Source organism: Lelliottia sp. (genome assembly GCF_045627565.1).
GTDB lineage: Bacteria > Pseudomonadota > Gammaproteobacteria > Enterobacterales > Enterobacteriaceae > Enterobacter.
The window spans coordinates 31,410-49,954 of sequence record NZ_JAZQNX010000032.1; the positions used below are offsets into that span (position 1 = coordinate 31,410).

At 56.5% G+C, this 18,545-nt stretch carries 17 protein-coding genes; 6 read left to right on the forward strand and 11 right to left on the reverse strand.

The genetic code is table 11. The features are described from left to right. Nucleotides 1–34: 34 nt before the first annotated feature. From fdhE to fdnG, 4 genes are read right to left on the reverse strand one after another with little or no spacing between them, the layout of a single operon-like run. The gene (gene fdhE / locus ACKI5T_RS16080) at nucleotides 35–964 is read right to left on the reverse strand and encodes a formate dehydrogenase accessory protein FdhE (RefSeq protein WP_407438723.1); all 930 of its coding nucleotides are present in this window, start codon (nucleotides 962–964) and stop codon (nucleotides 35–37) included. Next, entirely contained in the window at nucleotides 961–1,596 is a 636-nt protein-coding gene (gene fdoI, locus ACKI5T_RS16085; RefSeq protein WP_235134337.1) for a formate dehydrogenase cytochrome b556 subunit, read from the reverse strand. Before fdoI ends, fdhE begins: the two co-directional genes overlap by 4 nt. Continuing rightward, nucleotides 1,593–2,516 (reverse strand): formate dehydrogenase subunit beta, encoded by a 924-nt coding sequence (gene fdxH / locus ACKI5T_RS16090; protein WP_407438725.1) that lies wholly within the window; start codon nucleotides 2,514–2,516, stop codon nucleotides 1,593–1,595. The genes fdoI and fdxH overlap by 4 nt, the downstream gene beginning before the upstream one ends. A 12-nt stretch (nucleotides 2,517–2,528) precedes the next feature. Beyond that, the gene (gene fdnG, locus ACKI5T_RS16095; protein ID WP_407438727.1) at nucleotides 2,529–5,579 is read right to left on the reverse strand and encodes a formate dehydrogenase-N subunit alpha; all 3,051 of its coding nucleotides are present in this window, start codon (nucleotides 5,577–5,579) and stop codon (nucleotides 2,529–2,531) included. A 434-nt stretch (nucleotides 5,580–6,013) separates the two neighbouring features. On the opposite strand from fdnG, the gene fdhD reads away from it, so the two are divergent. Together fdhD and ACKI5T_RS16105 are read left to right on the forward strand one after the other, a co-directional pair. Next, entirely contained in the window at nucleotides 6,014–6,856 is an 843-nt protein-coding gene (gene fdhD / locus ACKI5T_RS16100) for a formate dehydrogenase accessory sulfurtransferase FdhD (protein WP_407438729.1), read from the forward strand. 108 nt (nucleotides 6,857–6,964) lie between these two features. Further along, on the forward strand, nucleotides 6,965–7,177 hold the full coding sequence (locus ACKI5T_RS16105; RefSeq protein WP_015961041.1) for a DUF1471 domain-containing protein: 213 nt from the start codon (nucleotides 6,965–6,967) through the stop codon (nucleotides 7,175–7,177). A 39-nt stretch (nucleotides 7,178–7,216) separates the two neighbouring features. Here ACKI5T_RS16105 and ACKI5T_RS16110 read toward each other — a convergent pair whose 3' ends face one another. Together ACKI5T_RS16110 and ACKI5T_RS16115 are read right to left on the reverse strand one after the other, a co-directional pair. Continuing rightward, nucleotides 7,217–7,540 carry an AzlD domain-containing protein gene (locus ACKI5T_RS16110; RefSeq protein WP_133632608.1) on the reverse strand — a complete coding sequence of 108 codons (324 nt, stop codon included), beginning with the start codon at nucleotides 7,538–7,540 and terminating at the stop codon, nucleotides 7,217–7,219. Continuing rightward, on the reverse strand, nucleotides 7,540–8,199 hold the full coding sequence (locus ACKI5T_RS16115) for an AzlC family ABC transporter permease (protein WP_015961039.1): 660 nt from the start codon (nucleotides 8,197–8,199) through the stop codon (nucleotides 7,540–7,542). Before ACKI5T_RS16115 ends, ACKI5T_RS16110 begins: the two co-directional genes overlap by 1 nt. A gap of 101 nt (nucleotides 8,200–8,300) precedes the next feature. On the opposite strand from ACKI5T_RS16115, the gene ACKI5T_RS16120 reads away from it, so the two are divergent. From ACKI5T_RS16120 to ACKI5T_RS16135, 4 genes are all read left to right on the forward strand, one after another. Beyond that, nucleotides 8,301–8,849: a helix-turn-helix domain-containing protein gene (locus ACKI5T_RS16120; protein WP_407438732.1), complete on the forward strand. Its 549-nt coding sequence runs from the start codon at nucleotides 8,301–8,303 to the stop codon at nucleotides 8,847–8,849. Nucleotides 8,850–8,869: 20 nt separating this feature from the next. Then, nucleotides 8,870–9,865 carry a LacI family DNA-binding transcriptional regulator gene (locus tag ACKI5T_RS16125; protein ID WP_407438734.1) on the forward strand — a complete coding sequence of 332 codons (996 nt, stop codon included), beginning with the start codon at nucleotides 8,870–8,872 and terminating at the stop codon, nucleotides 9,863–9,865. Nucleotides 9,866–9,967: 102 nt separating this feature from the next. Then, entirely contained in the window at nucleotides 9,968–12,091 is a 2,124-nt protein-coding gene (locus ACKI5T_RS16130) for an alpha-galactosidase (RefSeq protein ID WP_407438736.1), read from the forward strand. 44 nt (nucleotides 12,092–12,135) lie between these two features. Next, a complete protein-coding gene (locus tag ACKI5T_RS16135; protein WP_407438738.1) occupies nucleotides 12,136–13,401 on the forward strand; it encodes an MFS transporter in 1,266 nt (421 codons plus the stop codon). Nucleotides 13,402–13,442: 41 nt separating this feature from the next. On the opposite strand, the gene rhaM is transcribed toward ACKI5T_RS16135, so the two are convergent. From rhaM to ACKI5T_RS16160, 5 genes are all read right to left on the reverse strand, one after another. Further along, nucleotides 13,443–13,757: an L-rhamnose mutarotase gene (gene rhaM / locus ACKI5T_RS16140; protein ID WP_015961034.1), complete on the reverse strand. Its 315-nt coding sequence runs from the start codon at nucleotides 13,755–13,757 to the stop codon at nucleotides 13,443–13,445. Continuing rightward, nucleotides 13,754–14,902 carry a lactaldehyde reductase gene (gene fucO / locus ACKI5T_RS16145; RefSeq protein ID WP_407438740.1) on the reverse strand — a complete coding sequence of 383 codons (1,149 nt, stop codon included), beginning with the start codon at nucleotides 14,900–14,902 and terminating at the stop codon, nucleotides 13,754–13,756. The genes rhaM and fucO overlap by 4 nt, the downstream gene beginning before the upstream one ends. 130 nt (nucleotides 14,903–15,032) lie before the next feature. Beyond that, nucleotides 15,033–16,037 (reverse strand): ABC transporter permease, encoded by a 1,005-nt coding sequence (locus ACKI5T_RS16150; protein ID WP_407438742.1) that lies wholly within the window; start codon nucleotides 16,035–16,037, stop codon nucleotides 15,033–15,035. Further along, a complete protein-coding gene (locus tag ACKI5T_RS16155; protein ID WP_407438744.1) occupies nucleotides 16,034–17,038 on the reverse strand; it encodes an ABC transporter permease in 1,005 nt (334 codons plus the stop codon). Before ACKI5T_RS16155 ends, ACKI5T_RS16150 begins: the two co-directional genes overlap by 4 nt. Continuing rightward, the gene (locus ACKI5T_RS16160) at nucleotides 17,038–18,540 is read right to left on the reverse strand and encodes a sugar ABC transporter ATP-binding protein (protein WP_407438746.1); all 1,503 of its coding nucleotides are present in this window, start codon (nucleotides 18,538–18,540) and stop codon (nucleotides 17,038–17,040) included. The genes ACKI5T_RS16155 and ACKI5T_RS16160 overlap by 1 nt, the downstream gene beginning before the upstream one ends. Between the last annotated feature and the right edge of the window lie 5 nt (nucleotides 18,541–18,545).

Consider the following 18,545-nt stretch of genomic DNA (forward strand, 5'->3'; position numbering starts at 1 on the left):
GGCTGCATATTCGCTAACCGGGCCCGTATGGAGACTACTCCCCTTCACCCGGGAACAGGAACGGGTTGATAGAGCTACGGGCAAAGCCCTCTTGCTCCATGTGCGCGTCCAGTACCAGCGTGGCGAGATCGTCTGCGACGGCCTCGACTTTCGGGTCTTTTTCCTGATAAAGAATCTTCAGGTACGTCCCGCAATCACCGCAACTTTCGGCTTTTACCGCAGCGTTTTCGTTTTCCAGCGACCAGTAGTTCAAATCGCGGGTCTGCTCGCAGTTACTGCATTTTATGCGCACCACATGCCACTCGGTTTCACACAGGTTGCAGTGCAAATAGCGCAAGCCTTGCGTCGTACCGATTTGCACCATGCTGGTGACGGGCATTGAGCCACAGACCGGACAGAACTGGCGGGCTTCACCGTACTCAGCGCGCGCTTTGCCCGGAATCAGGCTGGCCATTTGCGCCCAGTAGAGCGACAGCGCAGCCCAAATAAACGGTGCTTTATCACTGCTGACTAACGCAAAATCGGCAGCAAACAGCGCGCTCGCCATCTCTTCCAGTTCAAGCGCAGAGGCTTTTTCCAGATTCTCGATAACCGCCAGTGCCGGGCCGTTCATCTCCGGCTTCAGCTCAGCAATCAGTGATTGCAGCAGCGTGTGCCAGTGTTTATCGCGCGGCAAAACGTGGATATCCAGCGGCGGCTTGCCCTGTGCGTTCGCTTCTTTGATGCGCGCGGTCAGGTCGATTTGCAGCGGGTGGTCATACAGCACCACTTCCTGCGCATGGGCGATAAGCGCAGCGAAGCGCAAGAAATCGCCAAGCGGATTGTTCTCTGCCAACTCGCGCAGACGCTCTGCGCGGCGGTTGTAGAGGTTCTTGAGTCTGGGGAATAACAACGGCGGAATGTAATCCGCCGTGCGTTTCTCGCTCGAACCCAGCTCATCTTGCGGGATTATGCGAATGCTCATTCAGATGACTTTTCCTGTTTCCGGCGGACTTCACGGTACCAGCGCGGGTGATGTTTCTTCGCCCATGCGCTGGTAACCCATCCTTCCACCATCGCGGTAATGGTGCCTTTGACCCAAAGGGCCGCGTAAATATGCACCATGATAACCACAATTAACGCGACTGCGGCAAATGAATGCAGCATCAGCGCAAATCGGATCACCGGGATTGAGAAAGCAGGCGCAAAGTACGGACGCCAGATGATCACACCGCTCACCAGCAGCAGAACCAGGAAAATAATCGCCGCCCAGAATACGCATTTCTGGCCGAAGTTATAACGCCCGGTGTCACCCACTTCCTCGTTGACGACGATCTTACGAATATTCTTCGCCCAAAAGATATCATCCCGATTGATTAGGTTATGGTGCCAGTAACGGAAAAACATGATGATGAACGACGCAAACATAATCACGCCCACAAACGGGTGCAGAATTCGCGCCAGCTGCGGGGTGCCCAAGATTTGCATCAGCCAGTTGAACGACGGGAAGAAAAATCCCAGTCCGCTTATCGCCGCCAGCATGAAGCAGAAAGCGGTGACCCAGTGGTTGATACGTTCCGGCGCGGTGTAGCGCACGATGGTGTCACGTTTCCTCATTTGCGCTCCTCCTCACGATCGTCACGAGGCGTGTCTTTTTCCTCATGAAGATTGTCTTCTTCATCATCCGCACGGTTAGGACCGACGCCGACGTAGTGGAAGATACTGGCGGCAAACGTCGCTGCAAAGCCAACGGCGGCCAGCGGTTTCCAGATACCTTTCCAGAACTTCACGGTCGCGCTGATCTCCGGGTTCTCCGGCAGGCCGTGATACAGATTCGGCTTGTCGGCATGGTGCAGCACATACATCACGTGCGTCCCGCCAACACCCGCCGGATCGTACAAACCTGCGTTGTCATAACCACGGGTTTTCAGCTCGGACACGCGCTCGCCCGCCAGCGTTTTCATATCCTCTTTGGAGCCAAAGTGGATAGCGCCCGTCGGACAGGTTTTCACACAGGCCGGCTCCTGGCCGACATTCACGCGGTCAACGCACAGCGTACATTTGTAGACGCGGTTGTCTTCCGGGTTCATGCGCGGGACGTCGAACGGACAGCCTGCGATGCAGTAGCCGCAGCCAATGCACTGTTCGGACTGAAAGTCGACGATGCCGTTGGCATACTGAATGATAGCCCCTTCAGCCGGACACGCCTTCAGGCAGCCCGGATCGGCGCAGTGCATACAGCCGTCTTTGCGGATCAGCCATTCCAGTTTGTCGTTCTGTTCCACTTCCGAAAAACGCATCACCGTCCAGGATTTCGCGGTCAAATCGGCGGGGTTATCGTACACCCCGACGTTATGCCCCACTTCATCACGGATATCGTTCCACTCGGAACACGCCACCTGACAGGCCTTACAGCCGATACAGGTGGTGACGTCGATAAGCTTCGCCACTTCCTGCTGGTGGTCCCGCGCCTGAGGCGCGGGCGTGAAACCGTTAGTCGCGGAACGACGAATAATGTCTTGCGATTGATAAGCCATAAGTCGTCTTCCTTACACCTTTTCCACGTTCACGAGGAAAGCCTTAAACTCCGGCGTCTGCGTATTCGCATCACCGACAAACGGCGTCAGGGTGTTGGCGATAAAGCCTTTCTTCGCCACGCCTTCGTAACCCCAGTGAATCGGAATACCGATGGTATCCACCTGCTGGCCATGAACATTCAGCGTGCGAATACGTTTAGTCACCACCGCCTTGGCTTTGATGTAGCCACGGTTAGACGAGACTTTCACCGTGTCGCCGTGGGCGATGCCGAGCTTATTCGCCAGCTTCTCACCGATCTCCACAAACTGTTCCGGCTGTGCGATGGCGTTAAGCAGCGCATGCTTAGTCCAGTAGTGGAAGTGCTCGGTCAGGCGGTAAGTGGTGCCGACATACGGGAATTTATCTTTTTTACCCAGCGCTTCCAGATCGCCTTTAAAGATACGGGCGGCCGGGTTAGAGATAACGTTCGGGTGCAGCGGGTTAGTGCCCAGCGGCGTCTCAAACGGCTCGTAGTGTTCCGGGAACGGCCCTTCCGCCATCTTATCGATAGCAAACAGGCGGCCCATCCCTTCAGGCTGCATGATAAACGGCCCCACGTTGCTGCCTGGTGCGGCGGCGCTGTAGTCCGGAATATCGACGCCACCCCATTTCGCGCCGTCCCATTTCAGGAGCTGGCGTTTCGGGTCCCACGGATTGCCCTGCGGATCGGCGGATGCGCGGTTATACAGAATGCGGCGGTTCAACGGCCACGCCCACGCCCAGCCCAGCGTATTGCCAAGACCCGATGGATCGGCGTTATCGCGGTTAGCCATCTGATTGCCTTTCGGCGTCCAGCTACCGGCGAAGATCCAGCAGCCGCTGGAGGTTGAGCCGTCATCGCGCAGATGCGCAAAGGTGCTCAGCTGTTCGCCTTTCTTCGCCAGCACGGTGCCGGTGGCCGGATCGATAATATCCGCCAATGCTTTACCGTTGCTCTCCATCGCCACTTCTTCGGGTGCTGGATTTTCAGGCGTCGAATAGTTCCAGGTCATGTTCAGAACCGGTTCCGGATTCGCGCCGCCTTCGGTCGCATACATTTTACGCAGGCGCATGAAGATACCAGCCAGGATCTCACCGTCGTTCATGGCGATGCCAGGGGCATCTGCACCTTTCCAGTGCCACTGCAGCCAGCGGCCAGAGTTGACGATAGAACCGTTCTCTTCGGCGAAGCAGGTCGATGGCAAACGGAACACTTCGGTCTGAATCTTCGACGGATCGACGTCGTTCGACTCGCCGTGGTTCTGCCAGAACGTCGCGGTCTCGGTATTGAGCGGGTCAATGGTGACCAGGAATTTCAGTTTCGACAGTGATTCCACTACTTTGTTTTTGTTCGGGAACGAGGCGACCGGGTTAAAGCCCTGGCACAGATAGCCGTTCACTTTGCCCTGGTGCATCATCTCGAAGTACTGCAGCACGTCGTACCCTTTGTCCCACTTCGGCAACCAGTCAAAGCCCCAGTTGTTCTCTGCCGTCGCTTTGTCGCCGTAGAAGGCCTTCATCATCGAGACGAAGAATTTCGGGTAGTTGCCCCAGTAGTTGACCTGGCCTTCCAGCAGCGGTTTCGGCGTGTTGGCAGTCAGATAGGTCTGCAGGTCGGTCTGCTTCTCGCTTGGCAGCGTCATATAGCCCGTCAGGCTTTGTGACAGCAGACCAAGGTCGGTGAGCCCCTGAATGTTGGAGTGACCGCGCAGGGCATTCACGCCGCCGCCTGCCATGCCCATATTGCCGAGCAGCAGCTGAATCATCGCCATGGTGCGGATGTTCTGTGCCCCGACGGAGTGCTGCGTCCAGCCGAGCGCATACAGGAACGACGCCGTTTTGTCTTTGGCGCTGGTTTCTGCAATGTATTCGCAGACTTTCAGGAAATCCGCTTTTGGCGTGCCGCAGATGTTTTCGACCACATCTGGCGTGTAACGGGAAACGTGCTCTTTGAGCAGGTTCCATACACAGCGCGGATGAGTCAGCGTGGTGTCGCGTTTCGCAAAGCCGTTCTCGTCCAGCTCGTAGTTCCAGCTGGTTTTGTCGTACTTGCGTTTTTCGGCGTCGTAACCGCTGAACAAGCCATCTTCAAAGCCATAATCCTCACGCACGATCAGGCTGGCGTTGGTGTAGGCTTCGGCGTATTCACGGTTATATTTTTCGTTGGTGAGCAGGTACAGCAAAACGCCTGACAGGAAAGTAATGTCAGTACCTGATCGAATAGGGGTATAGAAATCCGCCACTGACGCTGTGCGCGTGAAGCGGGGATCGATCACAATCAGTTTCGCGCCATTATGGATTTTGGCTTCCATCGCCCAGCGGAATCCCACCGGATGCGCTTCTGCCGCATTCCCACCCATCACGACGATGAGGTTGGCGTTTTTGATGTCGACCCAGTGGTTGGTCATCGCACCGCGACCAAATGTTGGAGCAAGACTTGCTACCGTTGGTCCGTGTCAGACACGCGCCTGGTTGTCGACCGCGAGCATACCGAGTGCACGCGTAAATTTCTGCGTTAAATAGCCGGTTTCGTTGCTGGACGCCGAGGCACAGAGCATCCCGGTGGAGAGCCAGCGGTTGACCGTTACACCGTCCGCGTTCTGCGGCATAAAGTTGGCGTCGCGATCTTCTTTCATCAGCTTAGCGATGCGATCAAACGCGTCGTCCCAGGTGATTTGCTGCCACTTATCAGAGCCAGGTGCGCGGTACTCGGGGAATTTGAGGCGGCTTTCTGAGTGGATGAAATCCACCAGACCTGCGCCTTTCGGGCACAACGCGCCACGGTTGACCGGATGATCCGGGTCACCTTCGATATGGAAAATAGATGCTTTAGCGTTTTTCGCGCCGTCGCCGAGGCTATACATTAACAGCCCACAACCGACAGAGCAGTAAGTGCAGGTATTACGGGTTTCACGGGTGCGCAGCAGTTTGTACTGCCGTGTTTCCGCGAGCGCGACGCCTGGGGCAAAGCCCAGTGCGGCTACCGTCGTGCCTGCCATACCGCCAGCGCAGATCTTAAAGAACTGCCTTCTGCTGACCTGCATGGGTCACTCCTTGTTTCGACATTGCCACCCTTCATTCCTCGGACAGCGGGCGTTTAACCCGTTAGGCGAGTTATTTAGGGGCATTATTGTTTTACTTTATGGATGAGAAATAACCACAAAGGTGAAAAATTGATTTATTCCCCCATTTGCACGAGGGATATGTTGAGAATACCACAATGTCGGTAAGCCTGTTCCCGCCGTGTTAAAACAAAGTGAGCGTATTATCACTGTGATGATTATAAAACGTGATATCAATCACAATTTGCTTAGGGGATGTTACGACTATGTATCGGTGTCAACGTTGTGCCTCTCCAGAAGGAGTAGGTAAACTTGAAGGGTATGGGAGCCGAAAAGTTGATCCATACTATGCGCGTGGCCTGCGGTTTATGCTGCAATAGCAGGTCTCACCTACGTGGTTGCTCAGGAATACCGTTGTGTCAAAACAGAATCGTGATACCCAAACGTCTCCATTGCCTGCGGGTGTGGTGGAACATTCGGTACACAGACCCCCCCACATTACCCATTCCGTCCCTGATTTTCTGGCGGAGGAAGTACCCGTTGCGCTGGTTTACAACGGTATTTCCCATGTCGTGATGATGGCCTCGCCCAAAGATCTCGAGCTGTTCGCCATGGGCTTTTCGCTCTCTGAAGGCATTATCGAGCAGCCTCAGGAAATCTACGGCATGGACGTTGTTAACGTCTGCAACGGCCTGGAAGTGCAAATCGAGCTGTCCAGCCGCCGCTTTATGGGACTCAAAGAACGTCGCCGCGCGCTGGCTGGTCGCACGGGCTGCGGCGTTTGCGGTGTCGAGCAACTCAACGATATCGGCAAGCCGATTATCCCGCTGCCGTTTACCCAGATGTTCAATCTCCGGCAGCTCGATCACGCCCTGAACCATCTCAACGACGTACAGCCCATTGGTCAACTGAGTGGCTGCACGCATGCCGCCGCCTGGGTTTTACCGTCGGGTGTAATTGCAGGTGGACACGAAGATGTGGGACGTCACGTCGCGCTGGATAAACTGCTGGGCCGCCGCGCGGGAGAAAGCGACGCGTGGCAGCAGGGCGCTGCGCTGGTGTCCAGCCGCGCAAGCTATGAGATGGTGCAGAAAGCCGCGATGTGTGGCGTTGAAATTCTGTTCGCGGTCTCAGCAGCGACGACGCTGGCGGTCGAGGTGGCGCAGCGCTGCAATCTGACGCTGGTGGGCTTTTGTAAGCCGGGGCGCGTCACGATTTATACGCATCCGCAGCGCCTGATTATTGATCAATTAATTTGAATGACCTGAGCAAATCCTTCCGCTTTTAGTTGTCGGTGATGAGGTCTATTATTTATCACATCAAGGCACAACGCCTTATCTAAACAACTAACGAACAGGATTTAAATCATGAAAAACATCAAAACTTTTGTTGCAGTAATCGCACTGGCTACTTCTTTCGGTTCATTTGCTGCTCAGTCAGTGACCGCGACCGCAACCACCATCGATGGTGCAGAAGCGAAAATTGCGGCTCAGGCACAAGAAGCGGGCGCGTCATCGTATAAAATTACTCAGGCATTCACCGGTAACCAGGTTCACATGACCGCTGAACTGACTAAATAAGCGAATCACCTGTCGAAAGAGCGCCCCTGGGGCGCTTTTTTAGTTTATGCCTGCCACGCGCAATAGCGCGGTGACCACCGCCGCCGCAAAAATCACCACGATCAACGGCATTTTCCGCCACGCCAAAAACACCGCAAACGCCACACCGGTCACCCGCGCCATTCCAGCAAAATGTTCGCCTTCGTAAAACGTGGTCGCCAGCGCCACGGAAAATAACAGCACCGTTGCGGCATCGGAAAGCAGCGCCTGAGAACGCTCAGAAAGCGCTAAACGATTGCCCAGCTTCGCGCCGCCAAGGCGCATCAGGTATGTGCCCGCCGATAAAATGGCGATGCCGAGGATGAAAATCGTCATATTGCCCATTATTTCTTCCTCGCAGCCAGGCCCAGTAACGAGAGCAGCACCGGCAAACCGACGGGTGCAAACGGCACCGCCGCCAGTGACAGCGCCGCACCGCTACAGGCACGGATAAGCGTGGTGCGGTTCTTAAACGCAGGCACCACCAAAGCCAATAGAATGGCCGGGAACACGGCGTCCAGACCTATGGTCTCCGGGGCAGGCAATAATTTCCCAACCCCTGCGCCCAGCAGCGTGCCGAGCGGCCAGATGATGGCGACGCCCAAACCGCACAGCCAGTAGGCTGCTTTGCGCTGCTCCGGCGTTTTTTGCGACAGGCCAAACACCACGCTTTCGTCGTTCATGATGTGGCAGCCCAAAAAGCTCGCGCCGCGTTTGCCGACCAATTCACGCACCGTCACGCCAAACGGAACATGACGCGCATTGACCAGCAACCCCGCTGCTGCGGCGGCCAGCGGATTTCCGCCGCTGGCGACAATGCCGATAAACATAAATTCCGACGCCCCCGCCAGCACGGTGAGTGAAAGGACAAACGGCACCCAAATCGGGAAACCATACGCCATCGCCAGCGAACCATAAGACACCCCAACGACGCCCACGGCCAGACACACCAGGACGATCGCTTTTATCGTGTCGCCTTTCAGGCAGGAGAAATAATGCTTCATACAATTTTAGCCATATCGAACGAGTTTCCATTATAATGAACGCATCAATGTCGTTTTACAAGATGAACGATTCGTTCGATTTATAGAACAGAGGCCCTTTTATGACGCAGCCAATTAGCGTTATCGCCAAAAGTCTGGTGCGAGAGCGTACGCGGACCGGGCTTTCACTGGCGGAAATCGCGCGTCGTGCCGGGATCGCCAAATCCACGCTTTCCCAGTTAGAGTCCGGTAACGGCAATCCAAGCCTGGAAACATTATGGTCGCTGTGCGTCGCGCTCGGCATTCCGTTTGCCCGTTTACTGGAGCCGCAACAGCCCAACACGCAGGTGATTCGTCGTGGCGAAGGGACCAAAGTGACCGCCGAACATGCCCATTATCAGGCGATTTTGCTGGCCGCATGCCCGCCGGGTGCTCGTCGCGATGTGTATATGCTGATGGCTCAGCCGGGCGCGGACAGAATTTCGCAGCCACATCCGCCGGGGTCGGTGGAACATATCATTGTGACGCAGGGCCGGGCGTTGGTTGGCCTGACGGAAGCCCCCGAAGAGCTAGGTGAAGGGGACTATATTTGCTATCCCGCTGACCAGCCACATATCTTTAAAGCCCTTGAGCAAGATACATATGCGCTTATGGTGGCGGAACAAAACTAAACAGCAGGACACGGAAAATCATGTCGCTTAAAGCCATTGCCAAAGAACTGGGGCTGTCGGTTACCACCGTCAGCCGCGCCCTCAACGGATATGATGATGTTTCCAGCGAGACGCGCGCGCGCGTTGAAGCCGAAGCGCAGCGCCGTGGCTATCGCCCCAACACCTTTGCCCGCCGCCTGAAGATGGGAAAAATCGACGCCGTTGGGCTGGTATTTCCGGTGCATCCGGTTCCGCTCAATAACAGCGTTTTTATGGACATGGTCGGCGAAATTAGCCACGAACTGGCGCGACATGAGATCGACTTGCTGCTGATCGCTGACGACGACTTGGCCGACAAACACAGCTATATGCGTATGGTGCAAAGCCGTCGCGTTGATGCGCTGATTGTGGCGCATACGCTCGATCACGATCCGCGTCTTGAACAGCTTCAGGCTGCGGGATTCCCTTTCCTGGCGTTAGGGCGCAGTCAGTTGCCGCAGCCTTACGCCTGGTTTGATTTCGACAACTACGCCGGGACGTATAACGCCACCCGCTGGCTGATTGCAAAAGGTCATCAGCGTATTGCGCTGCTGGGTGAAAGCAATAATCAGGCGTTCATCACCCAGCGTCGCCAGGGTTATCTTGATGCACTGCGTGAAGCCGGGCTGTCCAGCGAATGGCTGCGCGCGATGCCGCCTTCTCGTCGCGCGGGTTACAACACCACGCAAGCGCTGCTGGCGCTGACAGAACCGCCGACCGCCATCATCACCGACTGCAACACCCACGGTGACGGGGCCGCGATGGCGCTGGCGCAAGCCGGGCGTTTACACGGCGAGCACGCGGTGGCGCTGATCGTGTACGACGGGTTGCCGCAGGACAGCATCGTCGAGACCGACGTGGCGGCGGTGATCCAATCCACCCGGCAGGGCGTGGGCAAACAAATTGCTGACATGGTGCGCCAGCTTATCGGCGGCGATGACCTCGCTCAACTTCAGGTGCTGTGGCAACCTGAATTCTCGCCAGGCGAAACCGCCTAAACTCGTTAAAATTGTAAACCGATCACAAATCCGAAACGTTTGGGTTGGTATCCGAAACGTTTCGGATCAACACTCAGGACATCTGATGACAGGAGATGTCCGATGCACGATTTCATTTTACGACTCGAAAGCGATACGGTTGACGTGGTGATTAAAACGCACCCGTTCGCCGAAATTCTTTACTGGGGGCCGCATCTTCGCCACTTTTCCCCGCAAGATGTGCAAAGCCTTTCCCGCCCCATTGCGAACGGCCGACTGGATGTTGATACCCCGCTGACGCTGATGGCTGAGCTGGGCCACGGATTGTTTGGCGCGCCCGGCATTGAAGGCCATCGTCAGGGACTCGACGGTTCACCGATATTTAAAACGGTTGCTGTGACGCAGGAAGGGCAACGTCTGTCGATTACCGCCGAAGATGACAATGCAGGGTTACGTCTCACCAGTGAAATCGCCCTTGATGACAGCGGCGTGCTGGTGGTGCGTCACGGCCTGACGAACTTACGCGCGCAGCCGTGGCAGGTCGATAGGCTCGCCGTCACGCTGCCAATTGCCGAGCGTGCGCAGGAAGTGATGGCCTTTCATGGCCGCTGGATCCGCGAATTTCAACCGCACCGCGTTTCGCTTGAGCACGACAGCTTTGTGATCGAAAGCCGTCGCGGGCGCTCTTCCCACGAACACTTCCCGGCGCTGATGACCGGCACTCCATCGTTCAACGAAATGCACGGCGACGTGTGGGGCGTACATTTAGGCTGGAGCGGCAACCACCGCCTGCGCGCCGAAGCCAAAACGGACGGACGTCGTTATGTTCAGGCTGAAGCGCTCTATCTGCCGGGCGAAATGGCCGTGGAAGAGGGCGAAACGCTGTGGACGCCGCGCCTGTACGCCAGCTATTCCGCCCACGGTCTGAACGGCATGAGCCAGCAGTTCCACCGCTATCTGCGTGAAAATATTATTCGCTTCCCGGCAAACAAACCACGTCCAGTGCATCTCAATACCTGGGAAGGGATCTACTTCGACCACGATCCGCAATACATCATGCGAATGGCGGACGAAGCCGCCGGGCTGGGCGTGGAGCGTTTTATCATCGACGACGGCTGGTTTAAGGGGCGCAATAACGACCACGGCGCGCTGGGCGACTGGTATCTCGATGAGAAAAAATATCCTGATGGCTTAACGCCGGTGATTCATCACGTCAAAAATCTCGGCATGGAGTTTGGGATTTGGGTCGAACCCGAGATGATCAGCCCTGATTCCGATTTGTACCGCGCCCATCCCGACTGGGTGCTCGCCCTGCCGGGCTACGCGCAGGCCACTGGACGCCATCAGTGGGTGCTCAATCTGAACATTCCTGAAGCCTTTGATTATTTACTCGAACGCCTGAGCTGGCTGCTCGGTGAACACGCGATTGATTACGTGAAGTGGGACATGAACCGCGAGCTGGTGCAGCCCGGCCATAACGGTAAAGCCGCTGCCGACGCGCAAACCCGCCAGTTCTACCGTCTGTTAGATGTGCTGGGCGAACGTTTCCCGCAGGTTGAATTTGAATCCTGCTCGTCGGGTGGTGGGCGCATTGATTACGAAGTGCTGACCCGCTGCCACCGTTTTTGGGCGTCGGACAACAATGACGCGCTGGAGCGCAACACCATCCAGCGCGGCATGAGCTATTTCTTCCCGCCGGAAGTGATGGGTGCGCATATCGGTCATCATAAATGCCACGCCACTTTCCGCCAGCACAGTATCGCCTTCCGGGGCCTGACCGCGCTGTTTGGTCATATGGGACTGGAACTTGATCCGCTGGGCGTCGACGAGCACGAGCGAGACGGTTATCGCCACTATGCCGCGCTGCACAAGCAGTGGCGCGAGGTGATTCATCACGGCACGCAGTGGCGCGTGGATATGCCGGATGCCAGCACGCTGGCGCACGGTATAGTGAGTGGCGACAAAGGGCAGGGGTTGTTTATTGTCAGCCAGTTAACGATGCCAGATTACACGCTAATGATGCCGCTGCGCATGCCGGGCCTTGAGGCGAGCGCGCAGTACCGCATCACGCTGCTCGATCATCCGAATATCCGTCTGACGGGCGAGGGCGGGCACACCATGCGCAAACTCCCCGCGTGGATGGAAGCACCGCAAACGGTGAGCGGTGAATGGTTGATGCAGGCAGGCATTGCGCTGCCGATTCTGGATCCGGAAACCGCCATTTTGATTGGCGTTGAACGCGTGTAAAGGTGACGGGCCGGATAGCCGGCCCTCAGTTGAGGATAAAAATAATGAACACGACTGCCTGTACCCACAAAAGCAACCCTAATTTCTGGATTTTCGGGGCGTTCTTCTTTCTCTACTTCTTTATCATGGCCACCTGTTTTCCGTTCCTGCCGATCTGGCTGTCGGACGTCATCGGCCTGAACAAAACCCATACCGGGATTGTTTTCTCCTGTATTTCGCTTTCTGCGATCGCCTTCCAGCCAGTGCTGGGCGTGATTTCTGACAAACTGGGGCTGAAAAAACATCTGCTGTGGATAATCGCGGTGCTGCTGTTTTTATTCGCGCCGTTCTTCCTGTACGTCTTCGCGCCCCTGTTAAAAACCAGTATCTGGCTTGGGGCGCTGAGCGGCGGGCTGTATATCGGCTTTGTCTTCTCGGCGGGGTCTGGTGCCATTGAGGCCTACATTGAACGCGTCAGCCGCAACAGCTTCTTCGAATATGGCAAAGCGCGCATGTTCGGTTGTCTGGGCTGGGGACTGTGCGCCTCAACGGGTGGCGTGCTGTTCAGCATCGATCCGTCGCTGGTGTTCTGGATGGGGTCCGGCGCGGCGCTGCTGCTTATGCTGCTGTTAGTCGTTGCGAAGCCTAAGCCAAACCAGACGGCTGAAGTAATGAACGCGCTCGGTGCCAACCAGCCGCAAATCACCGCGAAAACCGTCATTAGCCTGTTCCGTCAGCGCAGAATGTGGATGTTTATCTTGTATGTGATTGGCGTGGCGTGCGTCTATGACGTGTTTGATCAGCAGTTTGCCACCTTCTTTAAATCATTCTTCGCCACGCCAGAAGAAGGCACGCGAGCCTTTGGATTTGCGACGACGGCAGGGGAAATTTGTAACGCGATTATCATGTTCTGCTCGCCGTGGATCATTAACCGCATTGGCGCAAAAAATACGTTGCTGATTGCGGGCCTGATCATGGCGACGCGCATTATCGGCTCGTCGTTCGCCACCACGGTGGTAGAAGTGATCGCCCTGAAAATGCTGCATGCGCTGGAAGTGCCGTTCCTGCTGGTGGGCGCGTTTAAATACATCACAGGCGTGTTTGATACCCGATTGTCTGCGACGATCTATCTGATAGGTTTCAATTTTGCCAAACAGTCGGCGGCGATTTTCCTGTCCGCCTTTGCCGGAAATATGTATGACCGGATCGGCTTCCAGGATACCTACCTGATGCTAGGCTGTATTGTACTGACGGTGACGGTGATATCGGCGTTTACGTTGAGTAGCAAACAGCAGATTGCGGCCAGAGGGAACACGGTACAGGCCAGTTAAAACCAGGACGCTGCCGCAGTTCATGCGGCAGCGCAAAACGCTTAATCCAGGTAAAACACCTCTTTCAGTTCTGCACTCACCGGGCTGTTGTCCGGATTTGAGGGCATCACGTCGCGCATGTGTTTCCACCAGCGCTGGCAAACGTCGGTATGTGCCACTGCGTTCCAGCGCTCTTCCGATTCAATCTCGACAGTCGCAAACAGCAGATTACGGGCTTTATCCAGATAAATGGCGTAATGGTGCGCACCGTGGTCTTTCAACACTGATTCAAGTTCTGGCCAGATCGGCGTGTGGCGGCGCTCATATTCGTCGTGTGAATCTGGGTTTACCTGCATCACAAAAGCTTTGCGGATCATAATGCCTCCAGATACAGCTCGTGAACCTCGTCGCGGCTGGCGGTACGCGGGTTGCACGGTGCGCACGGGTCGGCGAGCGCTTTGTCCAGCCAGCCTTCGATATCCGCTTTGGTTACGCCAAGCTGGCTGAATCCCGATGGAATACCGATTCGCGTGCTCAGGTCGCGTATGGCCTGAATCGCTGACTGGCTTGCGGTTTCGTCGCTCATTTCACGCGTCTCGACGCCCATTACCTGCGCCACGCGGGCAAAACGCGCTATCGCAGTGGGTCGGTTAAAGTTTTCGATGATCGGCAGGAGAATAGCGTTGCACACGCCGTGCGGCAGGTTGTGCGTCGCGCCCGGCTGATGCGCCAGAGCGTGCACCAGACCCAGACCGGCGCTGTTAAACGCCATGCCCGCCAGATACTGCCCAAAAGCCATCTGCTCACGGGCGTGCAGGTTATGCCCGTCATCAACCGCTTTCGGCAGCCAAAGCGCGATCAGGCGAATGGCTTCCAGCGCGTTGGCGTCGGTGAGCGGGTGCGCGCCAACAGACACATAGGCTTCGATGGCGTGCGTCAGCGCATCCATTCCCGTTGCGGCTGTGACGGAGGCGGGGATATCGAGCATCACGCTGGCGTCATCCACGGCGATATCCGGAATGATGTTTGAATCGATAATGACCTCTTTCACCTGACGCGCGGTATCGATAATCACCGCGTTGCTGGTCATCTCCGCCGCCGTGCCTGCAGTGGTGTTGATCGCCACCAGCGGCACGCCTGAATTTTTGACTTTCCCTACGCCAGAATAAGCGGTGGACGGGCCAGGATTCGCCGTCAGGATTTTAATCGCCTTCGCGGTATCAATCGGGCTGCCGCCGCCGAAAGCGATTAGGTAATCGCAGTCCGCATCCTGATACGCCGCGAACCCTTTCTGCACCAGCGCTTCGGTGGGATTTGGAAACACGTCATCGAACAGATGATAAGACATCTGATGGGCGTCCAGCGCGGTGAAGAGGCTGTCGAGCAGCCCCATTTTCACCAGCTGTCCGTCGGTAACAATCAGCGCTTTTCCCCACTGTTTGTTTGCCACCAGATTGACCATATCGCCGATTGCGCCCGCGCCGTGCAGGCTGATTTTGGGAAGCGCCAACATAAAGCTCATGATAATTCTCCTTAACATTGATTTTGGGAAATCCTGTTCTCCTCGCCCAACCTTCTCCGCAGAGGGGAGAAGGGACTGCTCGGTGCGGCTTTTCCCCCTCTCTCTTTGGGAGAGGGTAGGGTGAGGGGACTCAAATCCGTCTTCGTTGCATCATCCGGCGGGTGATAATTGGCAGGGAGATCACCACAATCAGCATCGCGCCGATGATCACCGACATCACAATGCCGGGCACATTCAGCAAGCTCAGGCCAAAGGTCACCAGCCCCATCAGGAAGGCGGCGATAATCACGCCCACCATGCTGCCGGACCCGCCGAGAATATTGACGCCGCCGAGCACTGCCATCGTCACCACTGCCAATTCCCAGCCCATCGCAATCGTCGGGCGCGTGCTGCCTAAACGCGAGGTGAGCAATACCGACGCCAGCCCGGACATCAGCCCCACAAGCGCAAACAGCAGTAAGTTGTGACGTTTCACGTTGATGCCGGAATACCAGGCCCCGGTCGGATTGTTGCCGATGGCGTAGGTGCGTCGGCCAAAGTTGGTGCGATGCAACACGAAGGCAAACACCGCGGCCAGCACGATAAACAGCGCAAATTCGAATGACAGCGCGCCCCACACGTAGCCTTGACCCAGCCAGGCGAAACTTTCGGGATAGCTGTTCAGCGCCTGGTCGCCGAGCAAAATATAGGTAATGCCGCGATACAGGCTCATGGTGCCGATGGTGATGACAATCGACGACAGATTAAAGCGGGTCACCAGCAGGCCGTTGAACAATCCGCACAGCAGCCCGACGCCCAATCCCACGCACACCAGCAGCGGCGTATCCACGCCCGCCGCCGCGCAAAAGCCCATCACCGTGGAACTCAGCGCGATAGTGGACGCCACTGACAGATCGATCTCACGGGCGATAATCAGCATCGCCATCGGCAGCACGATGATCGCCTTTTCGGTGAAGTTAAACGTCGCGTCCGACAGATTCCAGATATCAAGAAAATAGGGCGAGGCGAAAGCATTGACCACAAACACCGCCAGGGTCACGGCCAGCAAAAATCCTTCCCAGCACAGCAGACGCTGGAAAATTCCCGTTGGCGCAGGCGTATTGTTCATCTCTTCCGACGTCATTATTTTGCTCATGAGTTCACCGCCTGTTTCTGACGTGCCAGCGCTGCATCGCGCAAGATCAGCCGTCCTTTGCGTTTATTGCCGCGCTCGTTGAGCAGCACCGCAATCACAATCACCGTGCCGGAAATCGCCATTTGCCAGAACGGCGAAACGCCAATCACCGGTAGCGCGTTATTGATAACGCCGAGGAACAGCGCGCCGAACAGGCAGCCCAGGACACGTCCGGTGCCGCCCATGGTGCTGATGCCGCCAATTACGCACGCCGCCACGACTTGCAGCTCAAACCCGTTTGCCACGTCGACGTACGCCACCGCGAAGCGCGAGATCCACAGATAGCCGCAGAATCCGGCCAGCGCGCCCGACAGGCAGAAGCTGACGAACTGCATTTTTCCGGCGTTAATCCCGGTGTAATACGCCGCCGTCGCGTTGCCGCCCGCGGTGTAAAGGGCGCGTCCGGTGCGGCTGTAGCGTAGGAAATAGCCCACCAACAGCAGCGCAGTAACCGCACACCAGCTCAGCACAGGCAAACCTAAAATCGCTGTGCGCGGCAGGGCGAGAAAATCCGTGCCCATCTGGTTGGAGTTCACCCAGCCGCCGCCGGAGAGCAAAAAGATAATTCCGCGGTAAATGCTCATGGTGCCGAGCGTCACCACAATCGCCGGGATGCCGAGCTTCCACACCAGCAGGCCGTTGATCGCGCCCATCAGCAACCCAAGCCCGGTGGCCAGAATCAGCAGCGCCCAGACGGGAACATCCGGATAATGGAAATTAATCAGCGCGACAATCATCCCGGTCAGCGCCAGGTTTGCCGCCATCGACAGGTCGATGCCTTTGGTCAGCAATACCATCATCTGACCGAGTGCGAGAATGATCAGAATGGCGGTGTCGTTGAACATCTCCACCAGATTGCCCGGCGCGATAAATGACGGCACGCGGCTACCGATGGCGAGAATCATCAGCACGATCACCGCGCCGAGCAGCGCCTCACGGTGCTTCAACAGTTGCTTGATCATTACGCCGCCTCCTGTTTTGCACCGCTGGCCGCGCTGACGATGGTTTCCGCCGTCGCATCACCTGCTTGGTATTCGGCCACCATCAGCCCCTCGTGCATCACGATAATGCGGTCAGCCATACCCATCACTTCCGGCAGTTCCGACGAGACCATAATTACCGCCAGCCCCTGTCCAACCAGCTCGGACATAAACTGATGAACGGCCGCTTTTGAGCCAATATCGATGCCTTTTGTCGGCTCATCGAGGATTATCACGTCAGGATGCGTCGCCAGCCATTTGCCGATCACCACTTTTTGCTGATTACCACCGGAGAGGGTTTCGACCGGCTGTTTCCAGCTAAAGGCTTTCACCTGCAGACGCGTCGCGTATTCGTCCGCCAGCGCCCATTCGCGGCGGTCATTCAACACGCCGTTGGGGTTGAGCTTGCCGAGCTGCGGCAGGCTGATGTTTTGCGCAATCGGCAGGGCAATAATCGCCCCCTGTTTTTGCCGCTCTTCCGGCACGCAGACAATCCCCGCTTTGATGGCATCGGACGGCTGGCGGAACTGTTGCGCTTTGCCGTTCAGCACGATTTCCCCTGAAGACGGGCGCGTGACGCCAGACAACGCCTGCATCAGCTCGGTACGTCCTGCACCGACCAGGCCGTAAAAGCCGAGGATTTCGCCTTTGCGCAGTGAGAACGAAATGTGCGCGAATTCCGTCGGATGGCAGAGATCGTTGATCTCCAGTACCGTGTCGCCTTTTTCGCATTCCACTTTTGGGAAGGTTTGGGTGATAGCACGACCCACCATCATTGAGACCATGCGTTCTTCGGTGATCTCATTCATCGCGCCCGCGCCGACAAACACGCCGTCGCGCAAAATGGTGTAGTGATCCGCCAGTTCGAAAATCTCGTCGAATTTGTGCGAGATAAACAGAATGGCTTTGCCTTCCTGCTTTAAGCGCTCAACGATGTGATAGAACTCGAGGATTTCATGCTGAGACAGCGCGGCTGTGGGTTCGTCGAGGATAACTACCTGCGCCTCAAACGACAGCGCACGGGCAATAGCCACCATATGACGCTGGGCAATACTCAGGGTTTTGAGCGTGGCGCGCGGGTCAATCTGTACCTCGAGACGCGACAAAATCTCCTGCGCGCGACGGTGCATTTCCGGCCAGTCGAGCTTTTTGAAAAAGCCTTTGTGCAGATACTGACCGACGAAAATATTTTCGGTGACCGATAGTTCATCGAACAGCACCGTTTCCTGGTGAATGGCGGTGATCCCGACTTTGTGCGCCGATTCCGGTGTTGGGAGCTGAATGGGGATCGCTTTGTAGAGGATTTCGCCCTCTTCAGGCTGGTAAATGCCGGTCATTACTTTGACCAGCGTCGATTTGCCCGCGCCATTTTCGCCGATAAGGGCGGTGACTTTGCCGGGCCAAAGCTCAAGCTGCACGTTCTCAAGGGCGCGCACACCAGGGAAAATCTTGGTGATGCCCTTAAGTTGAAGCAATGGGGTCATGATAG